This is a genomic window from Streptomyces sp. NPDC059499, assembly GCF_042749285.1.
GTDB lineage: Bacteria > Actinomycetota > Actinomycetes > Streptomycetales > Streptomycetaceae > Streptomyces.
The window spans coordinates 246,087-271,859 of sequence record NZ_JBHYTT010000005.1; the positions used below are offsets into that span (position 1 = coordinate 246,087).

At 70.2% G+C, this 25,773-nt stretch carries 27 protein-coding genes, 1 tRNA gene and 2 pseudogenes; 12 read left to right on the plus strand and 18 right to left on the minus strand.

From position 1 onward, the window contains the following. Window positions 1-26 precede the first annotated feature (26 nt). The 5 genes and pseudogenes from ACFW9O_RS15215 to ACFW9O_RS15235 all read right to left on the minus strand — a co-directional run bounded on the left by ACFW9O_RS15215 (window position 27) and on the right by ACFW9O_RS15235 (window position 3,359). Window positions 27-1,403, minus strand: a complete 1,377-nt coding sequence (locus tag ACFW9O_RS15215; RefSeq protein WP_384609327.1) for an NAD(P)-binding domain-containing protein — start codon at window positions 1,401-1,403, stop codon at window positions 27-29. A 180-nt stretch (window positions 1,404-1,583) separates the two neighbouring features. Further along, window positions 1,584-1,826 (minus strand): annotated as a pseudogene (locus ACFW9O_RS15220) (pyridine nucleotide-disulfide oxidoreductase); the annotation flags it as partial. After that, a complete protein-coding gene (locus ACFW9O_RS15225; RefSeq protein WP_384609330.1) occupies window positions 1,793-1,978 on the minus strand; it encodes an FAD-dependent oxidoreductase in 186 nt (61 codons plus the stop codon). The pseudogene ACFW9O_RS15220 and the gene ACFW9O_RS15225, both read right to left, overlap by 34 nt. After that, window positions 1,975-3,054, minus strand: a complete 1,080-nt coding sequence (gene arsB, locus ACFW9O_RS15230) for an ACR3 family arsenite efflux transporter (RefSeq protein WP_384609332.1) — start codon at window positions 3,052-3,054, stop codon at window positions 1,975-1,977. The genes ACFW9O_RS15225 and arsB overlap by 4 nt, the downstream gene beginning before the upstream one ends. Beyond that, window positions 3,051-3,359: an ArsR/SmtB family transcription factor gene (locus ACFW9O_RS15235; RefSeq protein WP_384609334.1), complete on the minus strand. Its 309-nt coding sequence runs from the start codon at window positions 3,357-3,359 to the stop codon at window positions 3,051-3,053. The genes arsB and ACFW9O_RS15235 overlap by 4 nt, the downstream gene beginning before the upstream one ends. Before the next feature lie 89 nt (window positions 3,360-3,448). Between ACFW9O_RS15235 and ACFW9O_RS15240 the strand changes: the two genes are divergently transcribed. The 3 genes from ACFW9O_RS15240 to ACFW9O_RS15250 all read left to right on the plus strand — a co-directional run bounded on the left by ACFW9O_RS15240 (window position 3,449) and on the right by ACFW9O_RS15250 (window position 5,292). Further along, window positions 3,449-3,862, plus strand: a complete 414-nt coding sequence (locus ACFW9O_RS15240; RefSeq protein WP_351172687.1) for an arsenate reductase ArsC — start codon at window positions 3,449-3,451, stop codon at window positions 3,860-3,862. A 592-nt stretch (window positions 3,863-4,454) separates the two neighbouring features. Further along, window positions 4,455-4,527: transfer RNA gene (locus tag ACFW9O_RS15245), tRNA-Arg, on the plus strand. Window positions 4,528-4,872: 345 nt separating this feature from the next. Continuing rightward, entirely contained in the window at window positions 4,873-5,292 is a 420-nt protein-coding gene (locus ACFW9O_RS15250) for a hypothetical protein (protein WP_384609336.1), read from the plus strand. A gap of 323 nt (window positions 5,293-5,615) precedes the next feature. Here ACFW9O_RS15250 and ACFW9O_RS15255 read toward each other — a convergent pair. From ACFW9O_RS15255 to ACFW9O_RS15275, 5 genes and pseudogenes are all read right to left on the minus strand, one after another. Continuing rightward, window positions 5,616-5,795, minus strand: a pseudogene (locus tag ACFW9O_RS15255) (plasmid transfer protein); the annotation flags it as partial. 67 nt (window positions 5,796-5,862) lie between these two features. Continuing rightward, window positions 5,863-8,151, minus strand: coding sequence for a rhamnogalacturonan lyase (locus tag ACFW9O_RS15260; protein ID WP_384609339.1), 2,289 nt, complete (start codon window positions 8,149-8,151; stop codon window positions 5,863-5,865). A 304-nt stretch (window positions 8,152-8,455) separates the two neighbouring features. Beyond that, window positions 8,456-8,866: a hypothetical protein gene (locus tag ACFW9O_RS15265; protein ID WP_384609342.1), complete on the minus strand. Its 411-nt coding sequence runs from the start codon at window positions 8,864-8,866 to the stop codon at window positions 8,456-8,458. 209 nt (window positions 8,867-9,075) lie between these two features. Beyond that, complete coding sequence (locus tag ACFW9O_RS15270; RefSeq protein WP_384609345.1) at window positions 9,076-9,834, minus strand: GAP family protein; 759 nt, start codon at window positions 9,832-9,834, stop codon at window positions 9,076-9,078. A 154-nt stretch (window positions 9,835-9,988) separates the two neighbouring features. Then, window positions 9,989-10,285 (minus strand): hypothetical protein, encoded by a 297-nt coding sequence (locus ACFW9O_RS15275; RefSeq protein WP_384609347.1) that lies wholly within the window; start codon window positions 10,283-10,285, stop codon window positions 9,989-9,991. Window positions 10,286-10,511: 226 nt separating this feature from the next. On the opposite strand from ACFW9O_RS15275, the gene ACFW9O_RS15280 reads away from it, so the two are divergent. Both ACFW9O_RS15280 and ACFW9O_RS15285 read left to right on the plus strand, forming a co-directional pair. Further along, complete coding sequence (locus ACFW9O_RS15280; protein WP_384609349.1) at window positions 10,512-10,865, plus strand: hypothetical protein; 354 nt, start codon at window positions 10,512-10,514, stop codon at window positions 10,863-10,865. 135 nt (window positions 10,866-11,000) lie between these two features. Next, window positions 11,001-12,344, plus strand: a complete 1,344-nt coding sequence (locus ACFW9O_RS15285; RefSeq protein ID WP_384609350.1) for a lipase family protein — start codon at window positions 11,001-11,003, stop codon at window positions 12,342-12,344. 52 nt (window positions 12,345-12,396) lie between these two features. Here ACFW9O_RS15285 and ACFW9O_RS15290 read toward each other — a convergent pair whose 3' ends face one another. Next, complete coding sequence (locus tag ACFW9O_RS15290; RefSeq protein ID WP_384609353.1) at window positions 12,397-12,855, minus strand: hypothetical protein; 459 nt, start codon at window positions 12,853-12,855, stop codon at window positions 12,397-12,399. On the opposite strand from ACFW9O_RS15290, the gene ACFW9O_RS15295 reads away from it, so the two are divergent. Then, on the plus strand, window positions 12,848-13,075 hold the full coding sequence (locus tag ACFW9O_RS15295) for a hypothetical protein (RefSeq protein ID WP_384609355.1): 228 nt from the start codon (window positions 12,848-12,850) through the stop codon (window positions 13,073-13,075). The genes ACFW9O_RS15290 and ACFW9O_RS15295 overlap by 8 nt on opposite strands. A gap of 294 nt (window positions 13,076-13,369) precedes the next feature. Here the strand turns inward: ACFW9O_RS15295 and ACFW9O_RS15300 are convergent, their stop codons facing one another. Then, entirely contained in the window at window positions 13,370-13,903 is a 534-nt protein-coding gene (locus ACFW9O_RS15300; RefSeq protein ID WP_384609357.1) for a GNAT family N-acetyltransferase, read from the minus strand. On the opposite strand from ACFW9O_RS15300, the gene ACFW9O_RS15305 reads away from it, so the two are divergent. Both ACFW9O_RS15305 and ACFW9O_RS15310 read left to right on the plus strand, forming a co-directional pair. Beyond that, window positions 13,902-14,501, plus strand: coding sequence for a helix-turn-helix domain-containing protein (locus tag ACFW9O_RS15305; protein WP_384609359.1), 600 nt, complete (start codon window positions 13,902-13,904; stop codon window positions 14,499-14,501). The two genes, ACFW9O_RS15300 and ACFW9O_RS15305, sit on opposite strands and share 2 nt — an antisense overlap. Continuing rightward, the gene (locus tag ACFW9O_RS15310; RefSeq protein ID WP_384609360.1) at window positions 14,498-15,775 is read left to right on the plus strand and encodes an MFS transporter; all 1,278 of its coding nucleotides are present in this window, start codon (window positions 14,498-14,500) and stop codon (window positions 15,773-15,775) included. Before ACFW9O_RS15305 ends, ACFW9O_RS15310 begins: the two co-directional genes overlap by 4 nt. 12 nt (window positions 15,776-15,787) lie before the next feature. Here ACFW9O_RS15310 and ACFW9O_RS15315 read toward each other — a convergent pair whose 3' ends face one another. Beyond that, window positions 15,788-16,228, minus strand: coding sequence for a hypothetical protein (locus ACFW9O_RS15315; protein ID WP_384609363.1), 441 nt, complete (start codon window positions 16,226-16,228; stop codon window positions 15,788-15,790). A gap of 136 nt (window positions 16,229-16,364) precedes the next feature. Continuing rightward, entirely contained in the window at window positions 16,365-16,706 is a 342-nt protein-coding gene (locus ACFW9O_RS15320) for a hypothetical protein (protein ID WP_384609365.1), read from the minus strand. An 88-nt stretch (window positions 16,707-16,794) separates the two neighbouring features. Here ACFW9O_RS15320 and ACFW9O_RS15325 point away from each other — a divergent pair, with 88 nt between their 5' ends. Continuing rightward, window positions 16,795-19,704: a BTAD domain-containing putative transcriptional regulator gene (locus ACFW9O_RS15325; protein WP_384609368.1), complete on the plus strand. Its 2,910-nt coding sequence runs from the start codon at window positions 16,795-16,797 to the stop codon at window positions 19,702-19,704. A gap of 30 nt (window positions 19,705-19,734) precedes the next feature. Here ACFW9O_RS15325 and ACFW9O_RS15330 read toward each other — a convergent pair whose 3' ends face one another. Continuing rightward, the gene (locus tag ACFW9O_RS15330; RefSeq protein WP_384609371.1) at window positions 19,735-20,097 is read right to left on the minus strand and encodes a DoxX family protein; all 363 of its coding nucleotides are present in this window, start codon (window positions 20,095-20,097) and stop codon (window positions 19,735-19,737) included. Window positions 20,098-20,202: 105 nt separating this feature from the next. Between ACFW9O_RS15330 and ACFW9O_RS15335 the strand changes: the two genes are divergently transcribed. Next, window positions 20,203-20,580, plus strand: coding sequence for a winged helix-turn-helix transcriptional regulator (locus ACFW9O_RS15335; RefSeq protein WP_384609374.1), 378 nt, complete (start codon window positions 20,203-20,205; stop codon window positions 20,578-20,580). Window positions 20,581-20,636: 56 nt separating this feature from the next. Here ACFW9O_RS15335 and ACFW9O_RS15340 read toward each other — a convergent pair whose 3' ends face one another. Continuing rightward, window positions 20,637-21,071 (minus strand): hypothetical protein, encoded by a 435-nt coding sequence (locus ACFW9O_RS15340; protein WP_351176885.1) that lies wholly within the window; start codon window positions 21,069-21,071, stop codon window positions 20,637-20,639. Between the two features lie 256 nt (window positions 21,072-21,327). Here ACFW9O_RS15340 and ACFW9O_RS15345 point away from each other — a divergent pair, with 256 nt between their 5' ends. Together ACFW9O_RS15345 and ACFW9O_RS15350 are read left to right on the plus strand one after the other, a co-directional pair. Next, the gene (locus tag ACFW9O_RS15345; protein WP_384609377.1) at window positions 21,328-21,828 is read left to right on the plus strand and encodes a GNAT family N-acetyltransferase; all 501 of its coding nucleotides are present in this window, start codon (window positions 21,328-21,330) and stop codon (window positions 21,826-21,828) included. 166 nt (window positions 21,829-21,994) lie between these two features. Then, complete coding sequence (locus ACFW9O_RS15350) at window positions 21,995-22,744, plus strand: ATP-grasp domain-containing protein (RefSeq protein ID WP_384609380.1); 750 nt, start codon at window positions 21,995-21,997, stop codon at window positions 22,742-22,744. An 18-nt stretch (window positions 22,745-22,762) separates the two neighbouring features. On the opposite strand, the gene ACFW9O_RS15355 is transcribed toward ACFW9O_RS15350, so the two are convergent. After that, a complete protein-coding gene (locus tag ACFW9O_RS15355) occupies window positions 22,763-23,650 on the minus strand; it encodes an adhesin (RefSeq protein WP_384609382.1) in 888 nt (295 codons plus the stop codon). A 130-nt stretch (window positions 23,651-23,780) separates the two neighbouring features. Then, window positions 23,781-25,604: an MFS transporter gene (locus ACFW9O_RS15360; protein ID WP_384609385.1), complete on the minus strand. Its 1,824-nt coding sequence runs from the start codon at window positions 25,602-25,604 to the stop codon at window positions 23,781-23,783. Window positions 25,605-25,773: the final 169 nt, after the last annotated feature.

Here is a 25,773-nt window from a genome sequence, read left to right on the forward strand (position 1 = left end):
CTCCTGCTGTGTGGGTGGGTGAGGGCTCAGCAGCCGCCGGAACTCACCGGGGCTCCTACGCCGATCTGCAGGGTGGTCGGGGTGGCGCAGCAGCCGCCGCCCTCCTCGGGCTCGGCCGCACCGGGATCGTCGAACAGGCCTGCGCCGCCGCAGACTCCGGTCTCGGGGAGCGTGAGCTCGACGCGTTCCGCCGCCTCCTGGTCCCCGGCGAGCGCGGCCGCGATGGAGCGGACCTGCTCGTAACCGGTCATGGCGAGGAACGTCGGCGCCCGGCCGTAGCTCTTCATGCCGACGAGATAGACGTCCTTCTCCGGATGGGAGAGCTCGTTGACGCCGTGCGGGTAGACGGTGCCGCAGGAGTGGACGTTGGGGTCGATCAGCGGGGCCAGTTCGACCGGAGCCTGGAGACGGTCGTCGAGACCGAGACGGAGCTCTTGGACGAAGGACAGGTCGGGGCGGAAGCCGGTGAGGACGATGACCTCGTCGACCGGGTCGAGACGGCGGCCGTCTTCGGCCACGAGCACCAGGTGCTCGCCGCTCCGCTCGACCGCTGTGGTGCGGAAACCGGTGACTGCGTCGGCGTAACCGTCGTCCACGGCGGCCTTGGCAGCGAGGCCCAGCGCACCGCGGGCGGGGAGCTGGTCGGCTTCGCCGCCGCCGAAGGTGGAGCCGCTTATGCCGCGCCGCAGGACCCACACGGCGTGCGTGTCCGGGACGTCCCTGGCCAGGTCTGCCAGGTAGGCGAGGGCGGTGAACGCGGAGGCGCCGGAACCGATGACGGCGGTGCGCCTGCCTGCGTAGCGGGCGCGTACGGACGGATCCCTGAGATCGGGGACGCGGTAGGAGACGCGGTCGGAAGCCGTGCGCTCGCCGAGGGCAGGCAGGCCGTCGCCGCCGATGGGGCTGGGTGTGGACCAGGTGCCGGAGGCGTCGATGACGGCTCGGGCGGTGATCCGTTCCTCGGTCCCGTCGGTGTTGAGGATGTGCACGGTGAAGGGCTGCTGCTCACGGTCGGCATCCACGACCCGGTCGCGGCCGAGGCGGGACACACCGGTGACGCGGGCGCCGAAGCGGACCGTGTCGCCCAGGGTCTCGGCCAGCGGCTGCAGGTACTGCTCCGCCCAGTCGCCGCCGGTGGGGTAGGTGGCGCCGTCCGGCCTCACCCAGCCGGTGGGGGCGAGAAGCTTCTCGGCTGCCGGGTCGACGAGCTCGGCCCAGGTCGAGAAGAGGCGTACGTGGCTCCATGCCCGGACCGCGCTGCCCGCACCGTCTCCGGCCTCCAGGACCAATGCTTCGATGCCCCGCTCGGCGAGGTGGGCTGCGGCGGCCAGGCCGATCGGGCCGGCACCGATCACCACGGTGGGCAGGTCGTTGGTGGGCACCCCATGGATCGGCGCAGTCACGATGGCTCCCGTTGTTTCGATGTCTGTCGATCTCTTGTGCCACCAGGATGGCACCTGTTTCGATGAACGTCAACATAGACATGTATCGAATTAAAGAGGTACTGGAAGCCTCGGGCTCGTTGCCCGGCCTGCCCGCCGGGGAGACCGGGGGCGACACCCGCACCGCGACGAGGTGGTCGCCCACCCGAGCGGGTGGAGGCGGGGTTCGTCCGTGGCCCGGGTGCCGGTGGTGGGGATGTGGCCACGGAGCCCGCGCAGTCCGAGGGGCGCGAGGTGGGAGAGGGCGGGCCGGAAACCGGTGCACCAGATGATCGCGTCCGTGTCCGCCCGGGTGCCGTCGGCCCATTCGACACCGGTCGCGGTGACTCGGGTGAACATGGGGGAGGCTTTCAGCCGTCCGGCGTCGCGGGTCTCCCGTACGGGCGCAGCGCGTCCCAGGTGTGCCGCCAGGCGCCGCCAGATGTGGCCCGGGCGTCAAGAATGGCGAAGTCCACGCCGAGGCGGCGCAAGTGGTGACCGGCGGCGAGCCCTGACCGACCGCCGCCGATCACCACCACATCCACGTCAGGGGTCACGACGTGGCGAACCTCCGCCGCCAGGCAAGCGACACGTACACGAGGGCGATCAGCACCGGGACCTCGATCAGCGGGCCGACGACGCCGGACAGGGCCTGCCCGGAGGTCACGCCGAAGGTGGCGATGGCGACGGCGATCGCCAACTCGAAGTTGTTGCCGGCTGCGGTGAAGGCGAGGGTCGTGGTGCGCTCGTAGTTCAGGCCGATCGTCTTGCCGAGCAGGAAGGTGCCGAACCACATCACCGCGAAGTAGACCAACAGCGGCAACGCGATGCGGACGACGTCCAGCGGCTGCGAGGTGATGGTCTTCCCCTGCAGTGCGAACAGGACGACGATCGTGAACAGCAGGCCGTACAGCGCCCAGGGACCGATCTTCGGCAGGAAGGTGCTCTCGTAGGACTCACGGCCGAGCTTCTTCTCGCCGATGCGGCGGGTCAGAAAGCCGGCGAGTAGGGGCACGCCGAGGAAGATGACGACGTTCAGTGCGATCTTCCACATGGAGATGTCCAGGGACTCCCCGTCGCCGAGACCGAGCCAGCCGGGCAGCAGGTCGAGGTAGAACCAGCCGAGCACACCGAACGCGATGACCTGGAAGACGGAGTTCAGCGCCACCAGCACGGCCGCCGCCTCGCGGTCCCCGCAGGCCAGGTCGTTCCAGATGATGACCATGGCGATGCAGCGCGCCAGGCCGACGATGATCAATCCCGTGCGGTACTCGGGCAGGTCCGCGAGGAAGATCCACGCGAGGGCGAACATCACGGCCGGGCCCAGGACCCAGTTGATGACCAGCGAGGAGATCATCAGCCGGCGGTCGCCGGTGACGGCGTCGAGGCGGTCGTAGCGGACCTTGGCGAGGACCGGGTACATCATGATCAGCAGACCGACGGCGATCGGCAGCGAGATGCCGCCGATCTCGACCCTTGCCAGGGCGTCGTTCAGGCCCGGGATCAGCCGGCCGAGACCGAGGCCGAGGCCCATGGCGATCAGGATCCAGACGGCGAGGAAGCGGTCGAGCGTCGACAACCTGGCGACGACCGAGGGGTCCTCGGTCGTCGCAGCTGATTCGGTACGGGTCACGGACAGGCCCTCTTGTTCTCTGCGGCGGTGCGCGCGGTGGCGGCCAGCGCGGCGAACTGGTCTGCGAGCTGCGTGATGACGTCGGGGCGCAGCTTGTAGTAGGTGAAGCGTCCGCACGGCTCGGTCTCCACGATCCCCGCCTCACGCAGCACTCTCAGATGGTTCGAGAGGTTGGTCTGCTTGGCACCGGTCTCCTCCACGAGGTGGGTGGTGCACAGCGTCTCGCGGGCGAGCAGGGTCACGATCTGGAGCCGCAGGGGGTCGCCCAGAACTCGGATCAGTTCAGTGTCGACTGACGTCATCATGTACTGATACTTTCACATCAGTGGTTGCTGATACCACCGGATGCTGATGCGAGTCGGTTCCGACCCGAAACGAAGCAAGCGAGACTCCGATGCCCGACAAGCCCTCAGTGCTGTTCGTCTGCGTCCACAACGCAGGCCGTTCCCAGATGGCCGCCGCATGGCTGAACCACCTGGCCGGGGACCGCGTCGAGGTCCGCTCGGCCGGATCCGCCCCCGCCGGCTCCGTGAACGCGGCAGCCGTCGAAGCGATGCGTGAGGTCGGCATCGACATGTCCGCAGAGACCCCCAAGATCCTGACCGTGGACGCGGTGAGGGAGTCGGACGTCTGCATCACGATGGGCTGCGGCGACACCTGCCCCGTCTTCCCCGGCAAGCGCTACCTGGACTGGAAGCTGGACGACCCGGCCGGCCAGGGCGTCGAAGCCGTGCGACCCATCCGCGACGAGATCAAGAAGCTCGTCGAAGGACTCATCGAAGAGATCGCCCCGGAGGCTGTGAAGTGACCGCTGAGAACGAGATCCGCAACCGGACGTTCGGCGGCGCCAAGCCGAAGGCCGCCATCGTGCGCGACCTCGAGACGTTCATCGGCGACTGATCCGCCGGTCACCACCCGTCCACCGAACAGAATCCGAATGCCGGACGAACAGATTGCGAAGGCCGGAGCCTTGGCGCACGGGGTGCGGAAGTCCACCTCGACGAAGTCGAGCTCCATCGCGAAGCACCTGAGGCAGATCCCGCCAGACACCCACGCCGGCGCCGCCTCAGAGGGCTTCCGCCAAGGCCGCGAATCCCAGCACTCCCGCAGCGGCCGGAGCCACCACCACAAGACAGTCCCCGCCTCCGGGGCGAACACGGCCCCGCTGATCCACATCGGCGACATCTGGCTGAGCCACCCTGCCGCACAAGCCAAGATCGCCCATCCGCTCGCAGCCCGAGCCGGCGCTCACCTCTCTCCGCCCTCGGACCGGACGCCACCCGCTACACTGACCGCGGTGGCTGCGCCTTCACAGGCCGCGCCACCGCGACTGTCGCTGATCAAGCCTGAGCGTCCGCCTGTCCGGGCAGACTTTCGGACACGTTTTCCGACAGATCCCCGCCTTCGTAGCTCAGGGGATAGAGCACCGCTCTCCTAAAGCGGGTGTCGCAGGTTCGAATCCTGCCGGGGGCACAAGCGAAAAGACCCCGGACCGATCATGGTCCGGGGTCTTTGACATCCACGTCTGACATCAACGGCGGCGGTCAGTCACGGCCGGGCCGCCTCTTGAGCAGCCTGTCCTGGCTGATGGCTTCGCGCTGGGTGTCCTGGACAACGTGGAACTAGCAGGTGACGTAGCACCAGGTCAGCCGCGTGGTGCGTACCAGGTCTTCCAAACTGGTGCTCTAAAACCTGTGCACCGAGTAAGGGCCAGCGGGGCCGAGAGCGGTATCGTCTTCGCCGCCGCCTCCAGAAAGCGACGCCCGCCGACAACGCTCCCGCACGCTCACAGGCACAGCAGTAGCCGGAAGGTTCTCCATGATGAACGCTTTCGATGAGTACCTCATGGACTGGGAGTTCGGGGAAGAGTGGCGCCCCGTCGTTGAGCGGCTTGGAGCGCGTTGCACGACCTGGCCGAGGGCGGCGCCGGAGCCGGATGACTTCTGCGTCGACTTCCCCGTCGACGTACTTTGGCGCGACGGCCTGCTCGTGTGGGTTGATCTCGTCGACCCGGTACGCAACGTCGTCGACTGCTGCCTGGGCGGCCAGTTCGACCGGACGGGCCTCCGGTGCGGGACCCTGAACCCACACAACCCGGGGGATCATCTGGACTGCCACTTCATGCGCCCGGGCGACATGGGTTCACTCAAGGCCCTTGCCGACGAGTTCGTCGACTGGATCACCCGTGAGACCGAGCTTTGGCGGAGGAATCATCCAGTGCTCCCAGAGTCGGCCTGATCGTGCCGTCACCATGCTGAGGTGGACAGGCGTGCCCTCCAGAGCTGACATCAACAGTGGTGCACGACGGCGGAAGTCGGCATGCGCCGATGGAGGTCTACCGTGTGCATAGGGGCCTGACAGGCGCCCGGGGATCGAACTCCCAAAGCGGGTGTCGCAGGTTCGAATCCTGCCGGGGGCACAGCGCCAAGGGCCAGTGCCGGAGGCTTGATCCTCTCGAACTGGCCCTTTCGCATGCCCCGTCTCTGCCACACACGTGCCACTACGCCCCGACGTCCCTCCGTTGTTTGCGGATCATCGCCCCCAGCCGATCAGCGGTCGCTTGGCATCTTCACCCGGCGGAGCACGTCGTACCCGGTTATGGGGAGTTCGACGAAGCCGGGCTTGATCTCTACGACGTGGAGGGAGTGGACGCCCGAAACGTGCCGAAGCCGTTCCGAGGCTGCGGCAGCGTCGGCGGGTTCCAGGCCGCCGTACAGTGGCGCGCTCCACCCGGACGCCATGAACCACGCCCGCTCCACGCCAGTACGTTCCTCACGTCGGCTCCACCGGAGCCGCCGTACCGCCGGTTCAGCGCCGTCGACCCGGCAGCGGGACCTCGGACCAGTCGGTGTCCGAGGCCAGGTAGAAGCCCGGATACGCCGGCTGGTTGTACGCGGTCTGCTGCCGCGCCACCTCGGCGCGGTACTGGGCGTCGTGCATCAGCGTGTACATCTTGTGCCCGGTGACCTCGGTGCTGAGATACATCCTGATCGCCGAGCTGTCCGCCGTGCGCACCAGCATCTCCTCACGCCAGTCGCCGAGGACGTCGGCCACCAGCGAGGGGTTGCCCTTGGTGCCGTTGTTGGTCCTGGTGTCCGTGGCGGTCAGCACGGTGCCGCGCTGCCAGTCGTTCACCGTCGGCGTGGCATCGCCCGAGCCGTCGACCAGCTGGGTGGTCAGATCGCCCGCCCACCTGATGCTCATGTTGGTGCCGGGGGTGGCCGTTCCGATCGCATCTCCGGCCGCGGTCCACAGCCCGGAGCCGTCCGAGCCGCCCGGCATCGAGGCCCAGGTCTCAAGACCCGGGTGACTCGGGTCCACATCGCCGACCATGCCGCGCCCGGTGTCCCTGCCGCTGTACGCGCCGTACAGCACCTCGCCGGTCGCGGCGTCGCGCAGCGCGTAGCCGTAGGGCGCCCAGGTGCCGCCCTCGTGCACGGTGTAGATCTCCATGCCGGGGCGATCGGGGTCGATGTCGGTCACGTGCATGGCGTCGCCGTGGCCGAGGCGTGCGTTCTGGCCGGGGGCCGAGCTCTGGGGCGGCATCGTGTCGAAGGAGCTGTAGAGCAAGCTGCCGTCGTCATCGATGGCGGCCGAGCCGTAGACGATCTCCTGGCGGCCGTCGCCGTCCACGTCGGCGGCGCTGAGGGAGTGGAAGCCCTGGGTGGTGAGGGTGCCGAACTCCGGGTCCGTGCCGTCGACGCCATGGGGTGAGTCGTTGAACGGGTTGGACATCGGGGCGAAGCCGCTGTCCACGTCCCAGTCCTTGCGCAGGCTGCGGCCGTCCCAGCGGTAAGCGATCATGGTGGTGCGGGTGTAGTAGCCGCGGGCGAACACCGCGGAGGGGTGCCGGCCGTCGAGGTAGGCGACACCGGACAGGAAACGGTCGACCCGGTTGCCGGGCTCGATCCGGCTCATGGCGTAGTCGCCCCACATCAGCCCGTCGTCGTGCCGTCCGGGCTCGTAGCGGACGGTGTCCAGTTCGCGGCCTGTGGCGCCGTCGAAGACGGTCAGGTACTCGGGCCCGTCAAGGATGAACCCCTCGAAGGCGCGCAGATTGTTCCTGGTGCTGCGGCTGGGCGCGTAGACATCGATGAAGTGGTCGGCCAGCGCCTCGGCGTCCGTCTGGGAGAGCGGGTAGGCGTAACGGTCCTCGATGCCGAACGCCGACTCCAGGGTCGAGGGCCAGTTACCGGCGACAACCTCGGGGTGCTCGTGCCAACCGCGGAACATTTCGACCAGGTGGTCGTAGTAACCGGCCGCGCTCAGGCGGTAGTCGTCGGTGTGCCCGTACCCGGCCCTGACGTCGGCGCGGGGCATGGTGATGTACCGCTCGGAGGCGACGCTGCCGTCCTCGCGGTAGCGGATGCTCTTGGTGCCGGGGGCGGTCTTGAACATCATCTCCGAGCGGCCGTCGCCGTCGAAGTCGTAGACCAGGAACTGGGTGTAGTGGGCGCCCGCCCGGATGTTGGGTCCCAGGTCGATACGGTTCAGGAGCGTGCCGTCGAGGCGGTAGGTGTCGATATAGGTACGGCCGGTGTACCCGACCTGGGAGACGTCCTTCGCGTTGGACGGGTCCCACTTGACGACGTACTCGTACTGGCCGTCGCCATCCACATCGCCGACGCTCATGTCGTTGGCGGAGTAGGTGTACGCCTCGCCCGCGGGCGTGACGCCGTCGGCGGGCTTGCGCAGCGGCAGGTCGTAGTACCCGTCGCCCCACGGCGAGACCGGGTCGCTGCGCCGGGCGTCCCGGCCGTCGACGATGGCGGCGACGCGGTACTCGGCGGAGGAAGTGCCTTCCCGGTCAAGGTAGTTGGTGCTGTCGGTAACGGTCGCTACGGGCCTGCCGTCACGGTAGACGCGGAAGTCGGCGCCGGCCAGACCGGTGTCGGTGTGCCCGGTGGCCTCCGGGCCGAGCAGCCGCCAGCTCAGGAACACTCCCTCGCCGCTGGAGACGGCGACCAGTCCCCGGTCCAGCCGCTCCAGCTGTGCGCCCTTTGCCCCCTGCCCGGGCTGGCCTGCCTGCGCGTCGACTCCCATGCCGACGGCCAGCACCCCCGTCAGCAGCGCGACTGCCCATCTCCGTGTCTTCATCGACAGCCTTCTTCCGCTGGGGGGATGGGTGTTGATTCGTTTCATTGAGACGTTTCAATGCGGGCCAGGCGCGACAGTACGAGGGCACCTGGCACCCGTCAAGACTTCGACCGCGATCGGGGGCCACCGACACCTCGGAGTCACCGAACAGCCCGGGGCACGCCCTTCCGGGCAGCAACTGACCCGGTTCGCCGGCCGGGCCCCACATGAAAACGGCCCCCGACCGATTCACCTGGTCAGGGGCCGTTCATCTGCGGCGGGTGCGGGAGTTGGACCCACGGTCACATCGCTGCGACGACGGTTTTCAAGAGCGCTGCCGAGTTGAGTCGGCCCTTTTCTTCACGGAGGCGATCACGGCGGTGGCGACGCCGGTCACCACGAGGCTCCCCATCATGATCATCAATACGCCGACCATGAAGAGGCCGCTGGAGTCGTCCGACCAGTCGTAAGCGGCGGCAACGGTCAGGCCGAGTGGGACACCGAGCACGGCGCCTGCGAGGTAGCGCCGGGATGCCGCCCAGTACACCGGTGCCAGCAGAGTCAGCACCAGCCCGATCACCTGCCACGCCTCGTACGGGCCGGTCTCCGAACCATCAGGGTGCACGTCGCGGTGCTGGTCCCAGCCCAGCCAGGCGGCCCACACCGCTAGCGTCATCACGGCCAGCACGAGGATCGCTGTCAGCTGGGGAACGAGTTTCAGAGGTCGTTGTGCCATGACTCAATCGTTCCGGCTCACCCTGGAACCGGCCAGAGTCCACGTACTCACCTCCGCTTGAGTCATTCGCCCCCGGATCACACGTTCCCCGTGCCACGACCGCGCCAGATCGGTCGGGGGGTTCACGGGGAACTGCGGCTGCTCGACCTTCGTGGGGCTTCCCTGAGGTGGGGTTTCCCTGAGGTGGGGCCGTCCTGTGATGCGAGGCCTCACCGACCGAGTCCGGTGAGGCCGTCGCCGAGGATGTTGGCGCCCAGCAGGAGAAGCACCATCGCGGTGATCACGGCGCTGTTCGTGATCATGAATTGCCTGACACCGTCCAGGAACGACTCCGCTCGCCGTCCGCCCGCGAGATGGATGATGACAGCGCCGAGGACAGTGCAGGAGCCGACGAGAACGAAAACGGTGACGGCCACGGCGAGATCGCCGTTCTGAGCCCCCGCTTCGACGATCGACGTGGCGGCCGAGGCGGTCAGGACGATGTTCTTCGGGTTGGCGCCCGACAGCAGCGCACCCAGGAACAGCGCCCGCAGGGCCGAGACGTCATCGAGTGACGCCATCCAGCGTGGCTTGGCGGCCTCGTTGCCGGCACGCGGACGCTGCCACCATGTGCGCGCCCCCAGCACGATGAGGGCCACTCCGGCGAGTACCCGTCCCCAGTCCGCGATCGCTGACGACGGACTTTCGGGGTCGTCGGCTCCACCGAACACGACCACGACGAGCGTTGCCACGATCCCGAGCCCGGCGATCCATCCGGCCGTGAACAGCAAGCCGTTGCGTCTGCCCTGTGGGCCGGCCAGGATCAGTACGATCCCGATCAGGGGGAAGGGGCTGAGCGCGACCGCCAGCGCCGCCGGCAGGACGGCTCCAATTGCCTGGATCAGCACCGGTTCCCCTTCCAGACTCCACGGCCGGGGCGCTGCGGAGTCCCCTTCCCGGGACGGCACCGAGCGCACCATCGGCGGCATGCCCGGCACTTTGCACCTGGAGCATCCCGATGGTGCCCCGGCAGGGGCTGCCATGCCTCCCGATCTCGTCAAAATCACCCGACCGTGGATCGGGGCGCCACCCAAACCCGTCGACAGGTGACGTCACCACTGCTGCTCACCGAGCACCACCGGCCTACCCCTGAATCGGCAGGTCCGGATGCGTGAACACAAAGATCATGTACGCGACCGCCGCCGCCGTCCCTACCGTCGCGAGCGCCAAGCCGATCAAGGGCTCGGCACGGCCGACGCCCTCACGGGAGGCGGCTCGCCACTCGATGAATCCCCGGACAACGCCTGTCAGACCCATGGGCAGGGCAAACGCCCACACCATCATCCAGAAGGGGCAGCAGAACCAGCACGCAACGGACGCTCCGCCGAAAACGACGGCCAGTCTCGCCCTGCCGCCAGTCACATCATCAGTCCGGGTCACGCGCTGATCAAAGCAGCACAGGTGTGCAGATCAACAACCACCCCGACCATTGGCTCACCCGTCCTGAACAGCGCATCAACGGCGGCGAACGGCGGCACCGAGCGACGGCTACAGCCCAGGTGCCCACGATGGCCCTCGGCGCCCCAACACCGACTCGCGCCGCCGCTCGCCCCTCGACGGGTGCACGTCGCCGGCCGCCGACCAGCCGCCTGGCAGGGTGTTCGCCATGGACCACGCTCTGCAGACCCTGGGCCACGAGTTCCGTTCCGAGCCCGGAAGCTTCCTCCTGGGGTTGCGAAGTGATCTGGCCTGGAACCGAGTTGCCTTCTCCGAGCTGGATAGGGCCATGCGCACCGTCTGCGAAGCCGTGCAGGGGACCGAGGAGCTTCCCCGATGGCTGGCGGAGGGTTTCTACCACGTCGCCACGGACGTCCCTTCGTGGACGGCCCACCCCGACTTCCCCAGGCCGGAGCCGGCGGACTGCTACGCCGCGTGCAACGAACGGCTCACGGACCTGGCGGACTGGTTCTTCCGCGGGGAGCACTTCTACCTGGAGCCGCACACCTGGCCGGAGCTGTAGAGAACCGGGCGCGGCGGCCCCTCCGGTGCGGGACCTGAAAACTCTGCTGACGCGCCTATGTACAGGCGATGTTTACCACCAGTAACTTACTGCGGAGTAATAACACCTGTCCTGCTGCACGCATCGGGGGAAGTCATGAACCGGATCACCGTCAGCCTGTTGGCCACCGCCGCCGTCACCGCCCTCACCGTCGGTACGGCACCGGCCGCGACGGCCGCGCCCACCGCGGGTGAACAGGTGAACGCCACGGCGTCCGACCCGTTCTACCGCTACGACGGCAGCAAGCCGCTGTCCTCGTACCGGCCCGGCGACGTGCTGAAGAAGCGCACGCTGGACTACCACATCGTCGGCATTCCGACGCCGGTGAAGGCCATCCAGCTGCTCTACCGCTCGACGGACGCCCAGGGCCGGCCCTCGGCAAACGTGACCACGGTGGTCCGCGGGCACCGCAGCGACGGCAGCAAGGCAGTGTCGTACCAGTCGTTCTACGACTCCCTCGACCCGGAGGACGGGCCCTCCCGCGCCATCGCCGGGGACGTCTCCCTCGGCGGAATCATCGCCAACGTCGAGACCATCGTTCTGGCGCCGCTGCTTCTCCGGGGCTATGACGTCGTCATCCCGGACACCGAGGGGCAGAGCGCCGACTTCGCGGCCGGTCCGGGATACGGGACGAACACGCTCGACTCGATCCGCGCGAGCACGCGCGCCGAGGGGACCGGCCTGAACAGCACCACACGGTTCGGCCTGTTCGGCTACTCCGGCGGGGCCATCGCCACCAACTGGGCGGCGGCCCTGGCCCCCGAGTACGCGCCGGAGGTGAACCGGCAGTTGGTCGGCTTCACCGAGGGCGGGCTGCTCGTCGATCCGGCGCACAATCTGAAGTACGTCGACGGCGCCCTGGCATGGAACGGCGTGATCCCGATGGCGGTCATCGGCGTCACCCGCTCGTACGGCATCGACATCAAGCCCTACCTCAGCGAAAAGGGCCTCAAGGTCTACGACGAGCTCGAGTACGGCTCGATCGTCGATGCGCTGGGCCGCTACCCGGGGATGACCTGGAAGGACATGACGAAGCCGGAGTACAAGGACCCCAACTCCATTCCTGCCTTCGTCGAGGCGGTCAACAAGATCAACCTCGGTCAGGCCGCCACCCCGACCGTCCCCGGGCTCATCGGGCAGGGGAACGCGGGCGTCCTCGAGGGAACGTTCAACAAACCGGTCGGCATCGGCACCGGTGACGGTGTCATGGTCGCCGGCGACGTGCGGGCGCTGGCCCGGCAGTACTGCGCCACCGGCAACAAGTCGATCAAGTACGAGCAGTACAACCTGCTCAGCCACGTCGGTTCCATGCTGTACTGGGCGCCGCGCGCGATGACCTGGCTGAACGACCGCTTCGCGGGCAGGACCGCCCCCACCAGTTGCGGCAGGATTCCCGCGGGCAACTCGCTGGAGCCGGAGATCCCGACCGTCACGAAGTGACCGGCCGGGCCGCCGGAGCGCGGCCCCGCCTTCCTCGGCCCGGCTGCCGCGATCAGCCCCGGCGCGTGGTGTGGGGAATGCTGAACGACGCGGGGCGTACCCGGTGGAGCGGTGCTCCCTCGGGTGCGCCGGTGTCGATCAGGCTCACCATCAACGGGGTACTTCCGGTCGGTCCGGCGCCCAGTGCGCGCAGGCGGTACCGCTCGGTTCGCACGGTGTCCCGGGCCAGGGCGAATCCGCCGGTGTACGAGCCGTAGGGCAGGGCGTCGTTGGCGATCCGCAGCTCCTCGCGACGCCACGTCCCTGTCGTCCGGTCCCAACGCTCCAGCGTGAATCCGTCCTGCGGAGGGCGTTCGGCGGCCGGGGTTCCGTCCACCAGGACCTCCATCTGGAAGACCAGCCGCAGGTGGCTGTACGCACGGCTGTTGCCGTTGCGGAGGGTGAACGTCAGCTCTTGGGGCGCTCCGCCGCGCACGAGGCCGATGCTGCCGCCGGGCGTGGCCATGGACATGGAGAGCAACGTCGGCACGGGGGCCGCCGTGGCAGCCGCGGGCGCCGGACCCGGCGAGGTGGGCGCGCCGGTGGCCGTCCGCCCGGCACTCGGCGAAGAGGGCGCCGAAGGATGGGGGGAGCCGCTTCGCTCCGGGGTCGAGGAGGAATCCGGCGACGAGGAACCAGGGGCGGCAGCCGTCGCCGCGGCGGGTCCGGAACGGCTTCGCGAGGCGTCCTGATCGTCGCAGCCGGTGGCCGCGACGGCCAGCAGGGCCGCGGTGGTCAGGCCTGTGATGACGCCGCGTCCGAGCCCCATGCCGTCTCCCCCTGAAGTGCGCTCTCGAGTTGCGTCGCGAACCTAGCCCGGGCAGGCCGCTTCGCAGGAGAGGGAACGGGTAACGATCGTGCTCCGGTGGTCAACGGGGTACGCCGGGTGGCGAACCGTCCCACGTCCGTCCGCGGACCGGTCCTGCGCTTGGTACGGGGCGAGGGCCGACTCCGGGGGGCGAGGGCCGGCTGCGCCGTCGCCCTCGTCAGAATTCGGCATCAGGGTTCAGGGGCAGCCGCATGATCGTCAGGTCGAGCCATCGCCCGAACTTGATTCCGGCTTCCCGCACCGTGCCGACATGCTGGAACCCGAACCGTTCGTGCAGCCGGACCGACGCGGTGTTGCCGGCCTCGATATCCGCGATCATGACGCGATGGCCCGCCGCACGCGCCGAGGCGATGAGAGCGGTCATCAGCGCGGTGCCGACGCCGAGCCCGTGCCGGCCCTCGCGAACGTAGACCGAGTCCTCCACGGTATGGAGGAATCCGTCGAGTTCCCGCCACTGGCTGTAGACGGCGAATCCGGCGACTTCTCCGCCCACTTCGGCGACCACCGCCGAGCCGCGCTCCAGGTGGACGGCGAGCCAGGCGGCGCCCTCGGCGGGGGACTGCGGGGTCTGGGTCCACAGGGCCGTCGAGTGCTCGATCGCATGATTGCGGATGGCGAGGACGGCCTCCGCGTCGCCGGAGTACGCCGGTCGGACCACCGCCGCCCGAGTGGTTTCGTATATTGGATTCATGTCCAACATGATAGACAGCCATCCTCTGGTGGGCCTGATCGCTGCCCGCGTCCGCACGGAACGGGACCGCCGCCGGTGGACCCTCGCCCAGCTCGCGGAAGCCTCCGGCGTCTCCCAGGCCATGATCAGCAGGATCGAGCGCGGCGAGAGCAGCCCCACCGCCGTCGTGCTCGGCAAGCTGTCCGCCGCCTTCCGGCTCAGCGTCTCCTCCCTGCTCGCCCTCGCCGAAGGAGCCACCGACGGGGCAGCAGGCGAACCCGCGGGGCTGCGCCGCGCGGCCGACGCGGCCGAGTGGCGCGATCCCGACACCGGTTACCGGCGCCGTCAGATCACCGGACCGCACTTCCCCACGGAGATCGTCGAGATCCGCCTGCCCGTCGGCGCCCGGGTGCCGTATCCGGCGGCGGCCTTCGCGTTCGTCCGTCAGGTCGTCTGGGTGCTCGACGGACACCTGACCTTCCACGAGGGCGACACCGTGCACGAACTCGGCACGGGCGACACGATCGAACTGGGCGAGCCCGCCCCCTGCGTCTTCGCCAACGACAGCGGCTCCGAGTGCCGTTACGCCGTCGTCCTCACCCGGGACCAACGGCCGTGACCGGCGGGATACGCCGCGGACCAACCGCCCTGGCCGACGGAACACTCTCGGGGCCGGCGGGCGTACCCGCCGGGATGAGCCGGGGCCGCACGTTCCTTCTCGCCGCGATCGCCGGGACGGCAATCGCGAACAACTACGCCATCCAGCCCGCACTCACCGACGTCGCCGCCCGGCTCGGCGTCCCGCTCTCCGTGATCGGCCTCGTGCCCACCGCCGCACTCATCGGCTGTACGAGCGGATTCGCGCTGCTGCTCCCCCTGGCCGACCGCCTCGCCCCCAACCGCCTGATCGCCGGCCAGCTCACCGCTCTGGCCACCGCCCTCGTCGTGGCCGCGACCACCACCGGCGCGGGCGTGCTCCTGGCCGCCTACGTGTTCGTCGGAGCCGCGGCCGGCGTCGCGGCGCAGGCCGGCAGCATCGTCGGCCGCCACGCCCGGCCCGAACGCCGCGCCGCCGCCGTGGCCACCGTGGCCGCCGGTATGTCGGCCGGCATCCTGCTCAGCCGACTGGCCGGAGGCACGCTCGCCGACGTACTCGGATGGCGGCGGATGCTGCTCGTCTTCGCCGCCCTCGCCCTGCTCGGCGCGCTCGCCGCCTGGATGCTCCTCCCGTCCGGGCGGCCACCGCTGCGCCACGGATACCTGGCCGTCCTCGGCTCGCTCCCCCGCCTGCTGCGGCTCCAACCCGACCTGCGCCGCGCCGTGGCCGCCGGCGGCCTGTGGTACTTCGCCTTCAACCTCGTCTGGGTCACTCTCGTCCTCGCCCTCGGCCGGCCTCCCCACTCGCTGACCTCCACCGACATCGGGATGTACAGCCTGGCGGGCGCCCTCGGCTTCGCCGTTCTCCCGCTCACCGGGAGGCTCGCCGACCGCTACACCCCCGGCATGGTGATCATCGCGGGCATGCTGGTCGCCGCGGCCGGGACCGCCCTGCTCGCCACGGGCCTGGACACCCCGCCGGTCACCGCGCTCGGACTCGCCCTCTTCGACGCCGGCTGCTTCGCCGCCCAGGCGGCCAACCAGAGCCGTGTCATGGCCATCGACCCCGAACGCAGCGGCAGCCTCAGCAGCGTCTACCTGGTGCTCTACTTCATCGTCGGAGCCATCGGTACGGCGCTGGCCGCGCCCCTGCTCGAAGCCATCGGCTGGCAGGGCACCTCGCTCACCGCTCTCGCCGTCCTGCTCGCCGCCGCCCTCGTCGGGCACACCGGGATCCGTCGGACCCACCGTGACGCGCCACGCGCCGCCGCGGTCGGTCCCGAGCACGGGCGCTGAACGCCGGCACACTCAGGGGCGGTGAGTCTCCCACCAGCGGGTCAACTCCCCCACTCGACCGACGAAACGGCGGTCGAGGAAGGACATCGGGGCCGGCAGGGTCAGGCGTTCGCCGGTGACCAGGGAGATGTGCACCGACGTCACCCCGAAGGTGCGGCGGACGTCGATGCCCGAGACATCCGCCCAGCTGATGCGGCGCTCCTGTCGGCCGAAGGGCGCGAAGGTCACCAGGTGCCCGGGGGTGAGCCGTACGCCGGTGGGACGGGCCAGGACCAGGGCACCGAGGACGCCCGCCCCGGCCGCGTACGCGCAGTCGCGCAGTTCCGCGGCCGTCATCGGGTCGGCCGTCCACCGCAGGCCCAGGAAGAGCAGGCCCGTCGCCAGGGCCATTCCCAGGACGAGCGGCACAGCCATCTGCGCGGTGCCGACCCGGAATTCAACGCCTTGCTCCATGCGCCGCACGCGACCTCGCACCCTTCTTCGATCACTTCACCGGCGACCACCCTCTCCCTCATGACGGTGGCCGGTAAGTGGCTGAGAGGTCACGCTTTCCGCCGATGGGTCGCAGCTCTGCCCAAGGGCCTCCCGGTCAGGGACGGACCGGCCGGGCAGGCACGGGGATGTGCCCCGCCGGGCGCTCCGCGCGGAGCACGGCGCGGGCCGCCGCGAGGATCTCCTCGTCCGTCTCCACGCCGGAACCTGCCAGCACCTGGAGCAGCCGGGTCCGCCACACATCGGGGTCCGTCTCGTACGCGTCCAGCACCCGTACGCCGTAGCCGCCCCCGCCCAGTCCCCCGGCCCCGGCCAGCCTCCGGCGGACCGACTCCCTCAGCCCGGCGTAGAGGTCGTGGACGGTTCCGCGGGCAGAGCCCGTGAGCCCTGCCGCCGCCCCTGTCGCGAACGCGGTGGCCACCAACTCCACTTCCGTCACTGGGACTCCCCCTTCAGTTGTGCGGGTTGTGCGATCTCGTACACGCCACCATGGCCGGAGGTGCTGCAATGCTGATGAAATTCCGATGATGTACGGGAGCGGAGGCTTCGCGGTGGACGGGGGAACTCCTCAGGGGCTCCGGGTCGGCCTGCTCGGGCCGCTCCTGGCCTGGCGGGGCGGAACACCGGTGGACCTGGGGCCGGTCCGGCGCCAGGCCGTATTCGCCGCGCTGGTGCTGCGTGTGGACACCCGGGTGAGCCACGAGCAGTTGCTCGACGACCTGTGGGACGGGCAGGTGCCGGGGTCCGGACACAAAGTTCTGCCGAGCCACGTCCACCCGCTGCGCAAGGCGCTCGACGTGACGGGCACCGGACCGGCGGAATCGGTGATCCGCAGCGGCAAGGGCTGGTACAGCTTCGGCGGCGACGGGGTCCGGCTCGATGTGACCGAGCTGGACGAACGGGCCGGCGGGGCACGGCGGGCGAAGGTGTCCGGCGACTTGGGCACCGCGATGGACGGGTACTCCGAGGCGCTCTCCCTGTTCCGTGGCGAGCCCCTGACCGGCCTGCCGGGACAGCGCGCGCAGGCGGAGCGCCGGCGGCTCCTGGAGCGACGGCTCTCGCTCCGGCTGGAGAGACTCGAGTGCCTGGTGCTGCTGGGCCGGTCCGCCGAGGCGCTGGACGAACTCGCCGCACTGTCCACGTCCGACCCTCTCAACGAGTCGGTACTGGCCCTGCGTATGCGCGCCCTGTACGGAAGCGGGCGCCAGGCGGAGGCCCTGAACTCCTTCCAGGGCATGCGGGGGCGCCTGCGCGACGAACTCGGCGTCGATCCCGGCGAGGAACTGCGCCGGATGTACGACGCGGTGCTGCACCAGGACGACGAACGCCTCCTCGGTCCGGCCACGGGCCGTGCCACCGCTCCCGCGGTCCGGCCCCCGTTCCGCCGCACGGTGAACGACCTGCCGGGTGACGCCGGCCACCTGATCGGCCGGGAGGCGGCGCTGGAACAGCTGATCGCGCCCGCTCCGCCCGGATCCGTATCGATCATGACGGTGGACGGTACGGCCGGGGTCGGCAAGACCGCGCTCGTCGTACGCGCGGCCCGTGAGCTCAGCGACCGGTACCCGGACGGCTGTCTGTTCGTGGACCTGCGCGCGCACAGCACACAGCGGCGGCAGGTGCCGGAACGAGCACTGCAACGCCTGCTGCGCTCGCTCGGCGCGGCCACGGGCGAACTGCCGGACGACCTCGAAGAACTCACCGCTGTCTGGCGCGCGACGACCAGCCCGCTGCGGCTGCTGCTCGTGCTGGACGACGCCCTGGACGCCGACCAGATACGGCCCCTGCTGCCCGCGGGAGCGGGAAGCAGGGTGCTGGTGGCCGGCCGACGGCGGCTGGCCGAACTGGACGCCGACCGCCGGGTCACCCTGGAACCCCTGGAGAGCGGGGACGCCGTCTCCCTGCTCACGCACATCATCGGAGAGGACCGTACGAGCAGCGAACCGGAGGCGACGCGTCAGCTGGTCGGGCTGTGCGACGGGCTGCCGCTGGCCCTGCGCATCGCCGGGTCGCGGCTGCAGAACCGCGGCGCGTGGACGGTGGAATACCTGGTGAGCCGCATGGCCGGCGACGAGGACCGGCTCGGCGAACTGAGCGTCGGCGACCGCAGCGTGGAGACCGCCTTCCGCCTGTCGTACGACCAGCTCGCACCCGAGCAGCAGCGCGGGTTCCGCGCCCTGGGCATGGCGCCGACGGTCGAGTTCGACGTGCTGACGGCGGCGACCATGCTCGACGGTCCGTCGCACGACACCGAGCGGATCCTGGAAAGCCTCGTCGATACGAGCCTCCTGCAGCATTCCCGTCCGGGGCGCTACCGGTTGCACGACCTGGTCCGCGTGCACGCGCGACGCCTCGCGGAAGGCGCGCCCGCCGAGGCCGCCGCCGCACGCAGGGCCGCGCTCCGCCTCTTCCTGGACGCCGCCAGGATCACGAGCGACTTCGGACCGGCCGGATTCCCCACCGGACCCGAGCCCGCCGACCCACCGTTCAAGAACTGGCAGGACGCGGAGCATTGGCTGGACGCGGCCGGTGGGGAGCTGGCCGACGTCGTCGGACACGCCGCGGCCCTCGGTGAGGCCGACCACGCCTGCTGGATCGCCGAGGCCCTGGTCGACTACTTCGTACGGCAGGGCCGCTACCACGAGAGCCAGACGGTCCTGGAGATCGCCCTCACGCACGCGGACGAGGCCACGGACGGGCGGATGGCCACCGCGCTGCGGAACTGCCTGGGCTACACCGGGGTGTACCAGCGCCGGTACCGGCGGGCCCGCACCAGCATCACCGAGGCACTGGACCTCAGCCGGCACCGCGGCGACCCGTTCGAGGAGGCCCGGGCCCTCGCCGCGCTGGGGGCCGTCGACCTGAGCGTGGGAGAGGACGACAGGGCGATTCGCCATCTCACGAGGGCGGTTGACCTGGCCCGGACGCTGCGCAACGACTGGATCGCCTCGATAGCACTCGTCACCCTCGGCCTCGCCCACCAGTTCCGGCGACGCAACGAGGAGGCGCTGGCCTGCTTCGCCGACGCCCACGCGCACGCCGAGAGGGACGGCAGGCCGCGCGTCCTCGGCAGGACCCTGACCTGCGCCGCCGACGTCCACCTCCGCCTCGGCCACTACGGTGAGGCCAGGAGCCGGTTCCGTCAGGCGGTCGAACTGGGTGAGCAGGTCGGGGACGTCTTCCTCTGCGCACGCAGCCTGACCCGGCTGGGCACGGCGGAGCGGGGTGAGGGAAACCCGGGCGCGGCCGTAGCGCTCCACCACCAGGCCCTGCTTCAGCACCAGTTGCTGTCCCCGCTCACCGACCCCAGTTACCACTGGCTGGAGATGGACATCCGCAGCCGTCTCGGCCACGCCTACCTGGCCACGGGCCGCGTACCGGAGGCGCGCCGGCAGTTCCAGGCCGTGCTCGACGTGCACGAATCCCGCTCGCCGTAGCGCTGAACGTACGCCGGGCGACCGGGACCCTCACCAGGTCGTGGCGAGCCACGCGGCCACGCCGGCCAGCACGATGAGGGCGACGTTGAGACCGGTTTCCCTGACCTCGCCCCGTGACAGGTGCAGACCCGTCGCCAGTACCTGCAGCACGAGGAAACCGAGCGCGGCCACGACGGCGAGGACCGGCGCGATCCCCGTGAGCGGTGGCAGCACGAGGCCGGCGGCACCCAGGATCTCGACGACTCCGATGATCCGGACCAGCCGCATCGGGACCGTGTCCACCCAGCCCATCATGGGCGCGAGCTGCTCCTTGCGCTGCGCGACCTTCTTGCCGCCCGCGTACAGGTAGAAGACTCCCAGCAACCCGGCGACGATCCAGTAGGCGATCTCCATGTTCGTCCTCCGTCATGGTTACGACTTGTAAGCAACCACATGATCGGTGACTATGGAAAGCCTTACAAAAGGCACACCGGTGTGCGTTGCGAACAGGGGCCGCCGATGTCGAAGTACCGCAACAGCTGCCTCATCCGCGGCGACGGCGGCCGCGCCGTCCGAGGCATCCTGGACCGCATCGGCGACAAGTGGACCCTGCTGGTGGTGGCCACACTCGACGGTGAACGCATGCGCTTCACCGAGCTCCAGCAGCGGATCCCGGGCATCTCGCAGCGCATGCTCACCCGCACGGTCCGGCACCTCGAGCGCGACGGCCTCGTCACCCGCACAGCGTTCCCCGAGGTCCCGCCGCGCGTCGAGTACGAGCTCACCGCGAGGGGTCGCACCCTGATCGAACCCGCGGTGAAGCTGGCCGAGTGGGCCGTCGACAACAACCCCGGCATCGAGCTGAGCCAGGCGGACTACGACTCGGAACATCCCTGAGCCGCCACTCCGCCCGGCCGCCGACCCGATCCGGGAAGACCCGTTCCGGGGAGAGGTCAGCCTGCCAGGGGCAGGGCCGCCGCTATCGCGTTCCGTTCCTTGCGCCCGGCCAGCGGAAAGACGATCTTCAAGCCTTGCTCGTCGTCCGGCGAGGACACGACGAAGGACGAGTTGAGCAGCCGCTCCTTGATCTCCGAGCGGACGAGACCGGCGCGCGGAATCGTCATCAGGTGCTCCTCGGGCCGGGCGAACGTCGGGTTCGCCCGGAAGACGAAGAGACGACGGTCGGTCATCACCAGGTACATGGGGACCGGTACCGGGATCACGGCCATGCCACCGCCGCTCATGATCACCGAGGCCGCCGCGAACGCCGCTGTGCGGCGCACGGAGACCGAACTCAGGTTCACGATGGACGTCACCTCGACCCGCTCCTCGGGCTCGAGCATGGGGTCGACGGCGGCCAGCAGCAGCCGGCGGCGCTTTCCGTTCACGGGTGTACTCCTACGAGGTTGGATGCCTGGGCCCGGACGGGACACTCCTCCCGCCGGGGTTTCGGCAGCCCCGCCCCGGACACCACCGCGGGTCCCGGAGCCCGGCGATCAGCCGTCGGCCGGACCATCTCGCGAGGCCCGGCCGGCGTGAGCTGTCGGCACACCCTGGCACACGCGTTCCCACGACCTCCACGGGCACCCCGTGACGGCCCCGTACACCGCACCGACCTGGGCCTGGTCCTGCGATGCTGGTTCCATGACTGACCGAGGCGAGATCGCCATCGTTCCGTGGCCCGGCCGGGGCCCGTCCGCGGAGGACGGACTGTCCGGGCTGCTGGCGGCTTACCACCTGCGCACCGAGGAGGAGAAGGGCGAGGCCGTTCCCGACGTGGGAGCGCTGCCGGACCGCTACCGAGCGGAGGTCCTGGATCCGCGGACCGCGTTCGCGAACGATGCCGTGCTGGTGGCACTGAGCGGGGCAGAAGCGGTGGGCTGCCTGGTGGTGACTGCCCCCTTCGAGGAGCGGTCCGAGGTCAAGCGGCTCTGGACCGCGCCGTCCTTCCGGGGCCGAGGCGTCGCTTCGGAGCTGATCGGTGCCGCGCTCGCGCGATGTGCGCAGGACGGCGTGAGTACGGTGGGGCTGTCCGTGTGGAAGTGGCGGACGGACGCCGTCGCCCTGTACGAGCGGCTCGGCTTCGCCGTCACCGAGTCCTGGGACGAGCGGGGCGATCTGGTGTGCATGGAGCGCGCAGTCTGAGTGCTCACGCGGTCCGGTCGCCGGGCAGTGCGGGCCGAGAGCCACCCGGACGACGCCCGCGGGTACGCCCCGGGAGCACCTCCGCAGACGGCGAAACGCGGTGCGGCGGCGTGCTGCGGCGAAATCCGGTGGGGCACACGGGTCCGCTGCTGAATGATCGGTGCCCATGACCCTCGTGCTCCCTCCCCGTCTCACCGCCTCGGCACGGACCCTCGGCGACACCGCCCGGCGGCGCGGCCTGCCGACCGTGCAGCTGCCGGACTTCGACGTGCCCGAGGAACTGCGCGGCGGGGGCGCCCATCTGCATGCCGGACCGTCCTTCGCCGACGCCGTGGCACCCGCGCTGGGCATCGCGCCGCTGGAGGCCCCCGCCGACTGGCTGGCCCGGCTGCCCGTCGCGTTCACCCGGCGTGAGGTCCGGGCCGTGCCCATCCGTGAGGCGTACGGGCTGCGCCGCCCCGCGTTCGTCAAGTCGCCGAACGACAAGAGCATTCCGGCCCTGGTGTACACGGACGAATCCCGGCTGCCCGGGCCGGACGCGGTCGATCCCGGGACCGTGGTGCTGGTGAGCGATGTCATCGTGTTCGCCGCCGAGTACCGCCTGTACGTGCTCGACGGCCACGTGGTCTGCGGAAGCCGGTACGCCGAGGGCGGCCGGTTCCGCCCGGCTCCCCTGCCGGCCGGGGCGCTCGCGTTCGGCGCCGACCTGCTCGCCGCCGTCGGACACACCCTGCCGTCCGCGATCGTCGTCGACGCCGGCACCACCGACGCCGGCCGGTGGGCCGTCATCGAGGCCAACGCGGCGTGGGCCAGCGGCTGTTACGCCTCCGATCCGGACCGCGCCCTGGACGTCGTCCTCCGGGCCGCCGGCCCGGTCGGCCAACTCACCGAACGGGACCGCGCGTTCGTTCGCTGACCCGCACGGCCGCCCGGCTCAGCGGCACGAGGCCTTCACCTGAGCCGCCGCGTGGTGCGCGCCCACCAGGTCCGTGTCGCCCCAGTCCCGGCCCCGGTCGATCAGCTGGACGGCGAAGGTGTCGCCCTTCACCGGGTAGCTCTTCACGTCGACCGGCTCACCCCGGTGCTCCGGCTGGCGCACGGCGAAGCCCGTATAGGCGGAGTCCGCGTCGCCGGGGTCGGAGAGAACCCGGTACACGCTGGGGTTCCCCGCCACATCGTTGTCGCGGACGCTCGTCGGCACGAAAACGGTCAGCGTGCACTCGCTGAAGCCCTCACCCAGATACCAGGACCAGACCGCGCTGCCGCCCCGGTCCTCGGACGGACTGCCGGACATCGGGACCGCGCTGAACCGGCCGTCGCACGAACCGTCCCTGAAACCACCCGACTCGACGGTGTACCAGCCCGCGTCACCGTTCTCGAAGCGGCCGTGCTCGGCGTAGTCGCCCGTCGTGCAGCCGGGGCCGGCCCACGCCGTGTAGCGGTACCCGCCCGCCTCCGCGGGACTGCTCGGGTTACCCGCGGGCCCCGAGGGTTCCGGGAAGCCCGGAGAACTCGGGGATTCCGTCCCAGGGGTGTCCGGGCTCTCCTCGCCTCCCGGACCGATCCGGGTCGGAGCACCGCCGCCGATCGGAGCAGGTACGGCGCCGGCCCGGCCCGCGGCCTCGGGGCGTCCTGCTCCGTCCCCCGAGGCGAGCAGCGACACGGCGGTGGCCAGGCTCCCGGCCGCGACCACAACTCCGGCCGCCAGCAGGACTTTTCGCCTCCGGGGCAGGGTGGAGACCCGGCCCATCAGGGTCTCTTGGGCGATCCAGGAACCGCTCCCGGCCGAACGCGCCACCGAACCGCACCGGGGACAGACCATCCCCGGCAACGGGCCTATGTGTTCGCCCCCGCAATGTTGGCACCTCATGGCAGCACACCTTGCCAGTGCGGCGCCCGCAGAGGGAGAGTTCCCGCACTATTTGCTCGACCGGGGACCGGGCGCGAGCCCGTCAGCGCAGTTCCTCCGGACACGGCGTACCCGGCTTCAACTGGTACGGCGCGGCGAGCCGGTAGACCCCGGGCCGGGGCGCGAGCAGCTCCGTCCACTCGTCGCCGTCCGGGTCCTCCTCCACCTTGATCAGGCAGCCGTGCGCGTTGGTGAAGTCCTTCGGGGCTTCATCGTCCTGCTCCGAACGCTGCTTGGAGGCCGCCGTCTCCTGCGGACGCTCCACGCCCTTGCCCTCGTCGTCCACGACGGCGAGCCAGCGCGAGTACGGAATCCGGATCAGTACCCGGCCCGCCGACTTCACCCGGATCGTCAGCTCGTCGTCGCCGGCCCGTTCCACCGTCGCGGGCGGATCCGCGAGCGGCACCGGGTCCAGGACCCGGAACAGTTTCCAGTTGGCGTCGCTCCAGACCGCCTTCAGATACGGCTGGCCCTTCTGGACGAGCTCCGCCTCCTGCAGCGCCCCGCTGGAGTCCGGCTTCCCCGTCGGCAGCACGACGTAGTGCACGGCCCAGCGGTCGAGCCACTCCCGGTAGTTCACGGCGTTCAGGGTGTCGTCGTAGAAGAGCGGGTTGCGCTCCATGTCGGCCTGCCGGATCCAGCCGCGGGCCAGGTTCACGTACGGCGCGAGCGCCGACGCCTCCCGGTGGCTGCTGGCGGGTACCACTTCGACCCGGCCCCGCTCCGCCCCGGCCTTCTGGAGCTGGTTGATCAGAGGGGCGAGCTCGCGGTTCCAGGACGCGGTCGGAGCCGTGCGGACGATGTCGTCGACGCCCTTGAAACCGATCCAGAAGTTCAGGCCCGCGAAGGCGATGACCAGCGCGTACCAACGGCGGGTGCGCGGCGCCGTGTACGGCAGGGCGGCGAGCAGCACGACACCGGCGAACAGCATCGCCATGCGCGACACGTTCGAGCCGATCTGCGAGTCGATCACGAACGTCAGCAGCGTGCCGACGCCGTACACCGCGGCGGCCGTGCGCACGGTGGACCAGTCCCGGGGCACGAGGAGGAACACCAGGACGGCGAAGACGAACGGCAGGGACAGCGTCCCGATCGACATCGGCTGCGTACCCGAGAAGGGGAACATCCACGCGGACAGGACCACGACCACGACGGGAGGCAGACCGATCGCGTACGCCCCGGGGCGCCGCTTGTTCAGGAAGAGTGCCGCGGCGACCACGCCGAGGAAGAGCCCGGCGACCGGGCTGCCGGCCGTCGCCAGGGCGGCGAGCGGCGCGGCGGCGACTGCCTTCGCCCACCGCCTGTACCGCCACCGGTACGGCCAGCAGAAGACCGCGGCGACCGCACCGAGGGCGAACATCATGCCGAGCCCGAAGGTCACCCGACCGCTCAGGGCGTTGCACAGGTACGCGAACGCACCGGCGAGCGCGCACGCGAGGGGGTTACGGACGACAGGCACCCGGACCAGGATCAGCGCGGTGAGCGCCGAGGAGACCGTACCGGCGATCATCATCGTCGTCCGGACGCCGAGCACCGACATCAGATAGGGCGACACCACGCTGTACGAGACGGGGTGGACGCCCCCGTACCAGGCGAGGTTGTACGCAGTGCCGGGGTGGCGGCCCACGAACTCCGCCCAGGCGTCCTGGGCGGCGATGTCGCCGCCGCTGTTCGCGAAGAAGAAGAACCACAGCAGGTGCACGGCGGCTGCGACCGCGGTCGTCAGCAGGACCGGATGGCGCAGGAGGCGGTCCCGCAGGGACGTGTCGGACCCGTCCTGCCGGCCGTCGCGCGGCGCCGGAATCCGGACCCGTAGATTTCCGGCAGCCGTACTGTCGTTCGCCCGCGTCGGCTCAGCCGTCGTCACTGCGACTCTCCCCGTCCTCGCCCGGGCCTGCCGAACCGTCGATGTACCGCACGGGCCTCGTTCGTACCCGGAGGGACGCGTCCCGGCGCCCGACCGTTGCTTCCGGGACGCTAGCACGCACGTTTTTCTCCGCGCTGCCCCATTTCCTGCCCCGCACCTCCTGCTCCGT

Excerpts from the sequence above, each read along its gene's own strand:
- ACFW9O_RS15235 (WP_384609334.1), bottom strand. The coding sequence starts at position 3,359 with ATGATGACGTCAGTCGACACTGAACTGATCCGAGTTCTGGGCGACCCC.
- ACFW9O_RS15295 (WP_384609355.1), top strand. The coding sequence starts at position 12,848 with ATGGACATGGAGAGCAACGTCGGCACGGGGGCCGCCGTGGCAGCCGCG.
- ACFW9O_RS15265 (WP_384609342.1), bottom strand. The coding sequence starts at position 8,866 with ATGGCACAACGACCTCTGAAACTCGTTCCCCAGCTGACAGCGATCCTC.
- ACFW9O_RS15270 (WP_384609345.1), bottom strand. The coding sequence starts at position 9,834 with ATGCCGCCGATGGTGCGCTCGGTGCCGTCCCGGGAAGGGGACTCCGCA.
- ACFW9O_RS15260 (WP_384609339.1), bottom strand. The coding sequence starts at position 8,151 with ATGAAGACACGGAGATGGGCAGTCGCGCTGCTGACGGGGGTGCTGGCC.
- ACFW9O_RS15350 (WP_384609380.1), top strand. The coding sequence starts at position 21,995 with ATGACCCTCGTGCTCCCTCCCCGTCTCACCGCCTCGGCACGGACCCTC.
- ACFW9O_RS15290 (WP_384609353.1), bottom strand. The coding sequence starts at position 12,855 with ATGTCCATGGCCACGCCCGGCGGCAGCATCGGCCTCGTGCGCGGCGGA.
- ACFW9O_RS15285 (WP_384609350.1), top strand. The coding sequence starts at position 11,001 with ATGAACCGGATCACCGTCAGCCTGTTGGCCACCGCCGCCGTCACCGCC.
- ACFW9O_RS15280 (WP_384609349.1), top strand. The coding sequence starts at position 10,512 with ATGGACCACGCTCTGCAGACCCTGGGCCACGAGTTCCGTTCCGAGCCC.
- ACFW9O_RS15315 (WP_384609363.1), bottom strand. The coding sequence starts at position 16,228 with ATGGAGCAAGGCGTTGAATTCCGGGTCGGCACCGCGCAGATGGCTGTG.
- ACFW9O_RS15355 (WP_384609382.1), bottom strand. The coding sequence starts at position 23,650 with ATGGTCTGTCCCCGGTGCGGTTCGGTGGCGCGTTCGGCCGGGAGCGGT.
- ACFW9O_RS15305 (WP_384609359.1), top strand. The coding sequence starts at position 13,902 with ATGTCCAACATGATAGACAGCCATCCTCTGGTGGGCCTGATCGCTGCC.
- ACFW9O_RS15240 (WP_351172687.1), top strand. The coding sequence starts at position 3,449 with ATGCCCGACAAGCCCTCAGTGCTGTTCGTCTGCGTCCACAACGCAGGC.
- ACFW9O_RS15325 (WP_384609368.1), top strand. The coding sequence starts at position 16,795 with ATGTACGGGAGCGGAGGCTTCGCGGTGGACGGGGGAACTCCTCAGGGG.
- ACFW9O_RS15335 (WP_384609374.1), top strand. The coding sequence starts at position 20,203 with ATGTCGAAGTACCGCAACAGCTGCCTCATCCGCGGCGACGGCGGCCGC.
- ACFW9O_RS15250 (WP_384609336.1), top strand. The coding sequence starts at position 4,873 with ATGATGAACGCTTTCGATGAGTACCTCATGGACTGGGAGTTCGGGGAA.
- ACFW9O_RS15300 (WP_384609357.1), bottom strand. The coding sequence starts at position 13,903 with ATGAATCCAATATACGAAACCACTCGGGCGGCGGTGGTCCGACCGGCG.
- ACFW9O_RS15345 (WP_384609377.1), top strand. The coding sequence starts at position 21,328 with ATGACTGACCGAGGCGAGATCGCCATCGTTCCGTGGCCCGGCCGGGGC.
- ACFW9O_RS15330 (WP_384609371.1), bottom strand. The coding sequence starts at position 20,097 with ATGGAGATCGCCTACTGGATCGTCGCCGGGTTGCTGGGAGTCTTCTAC.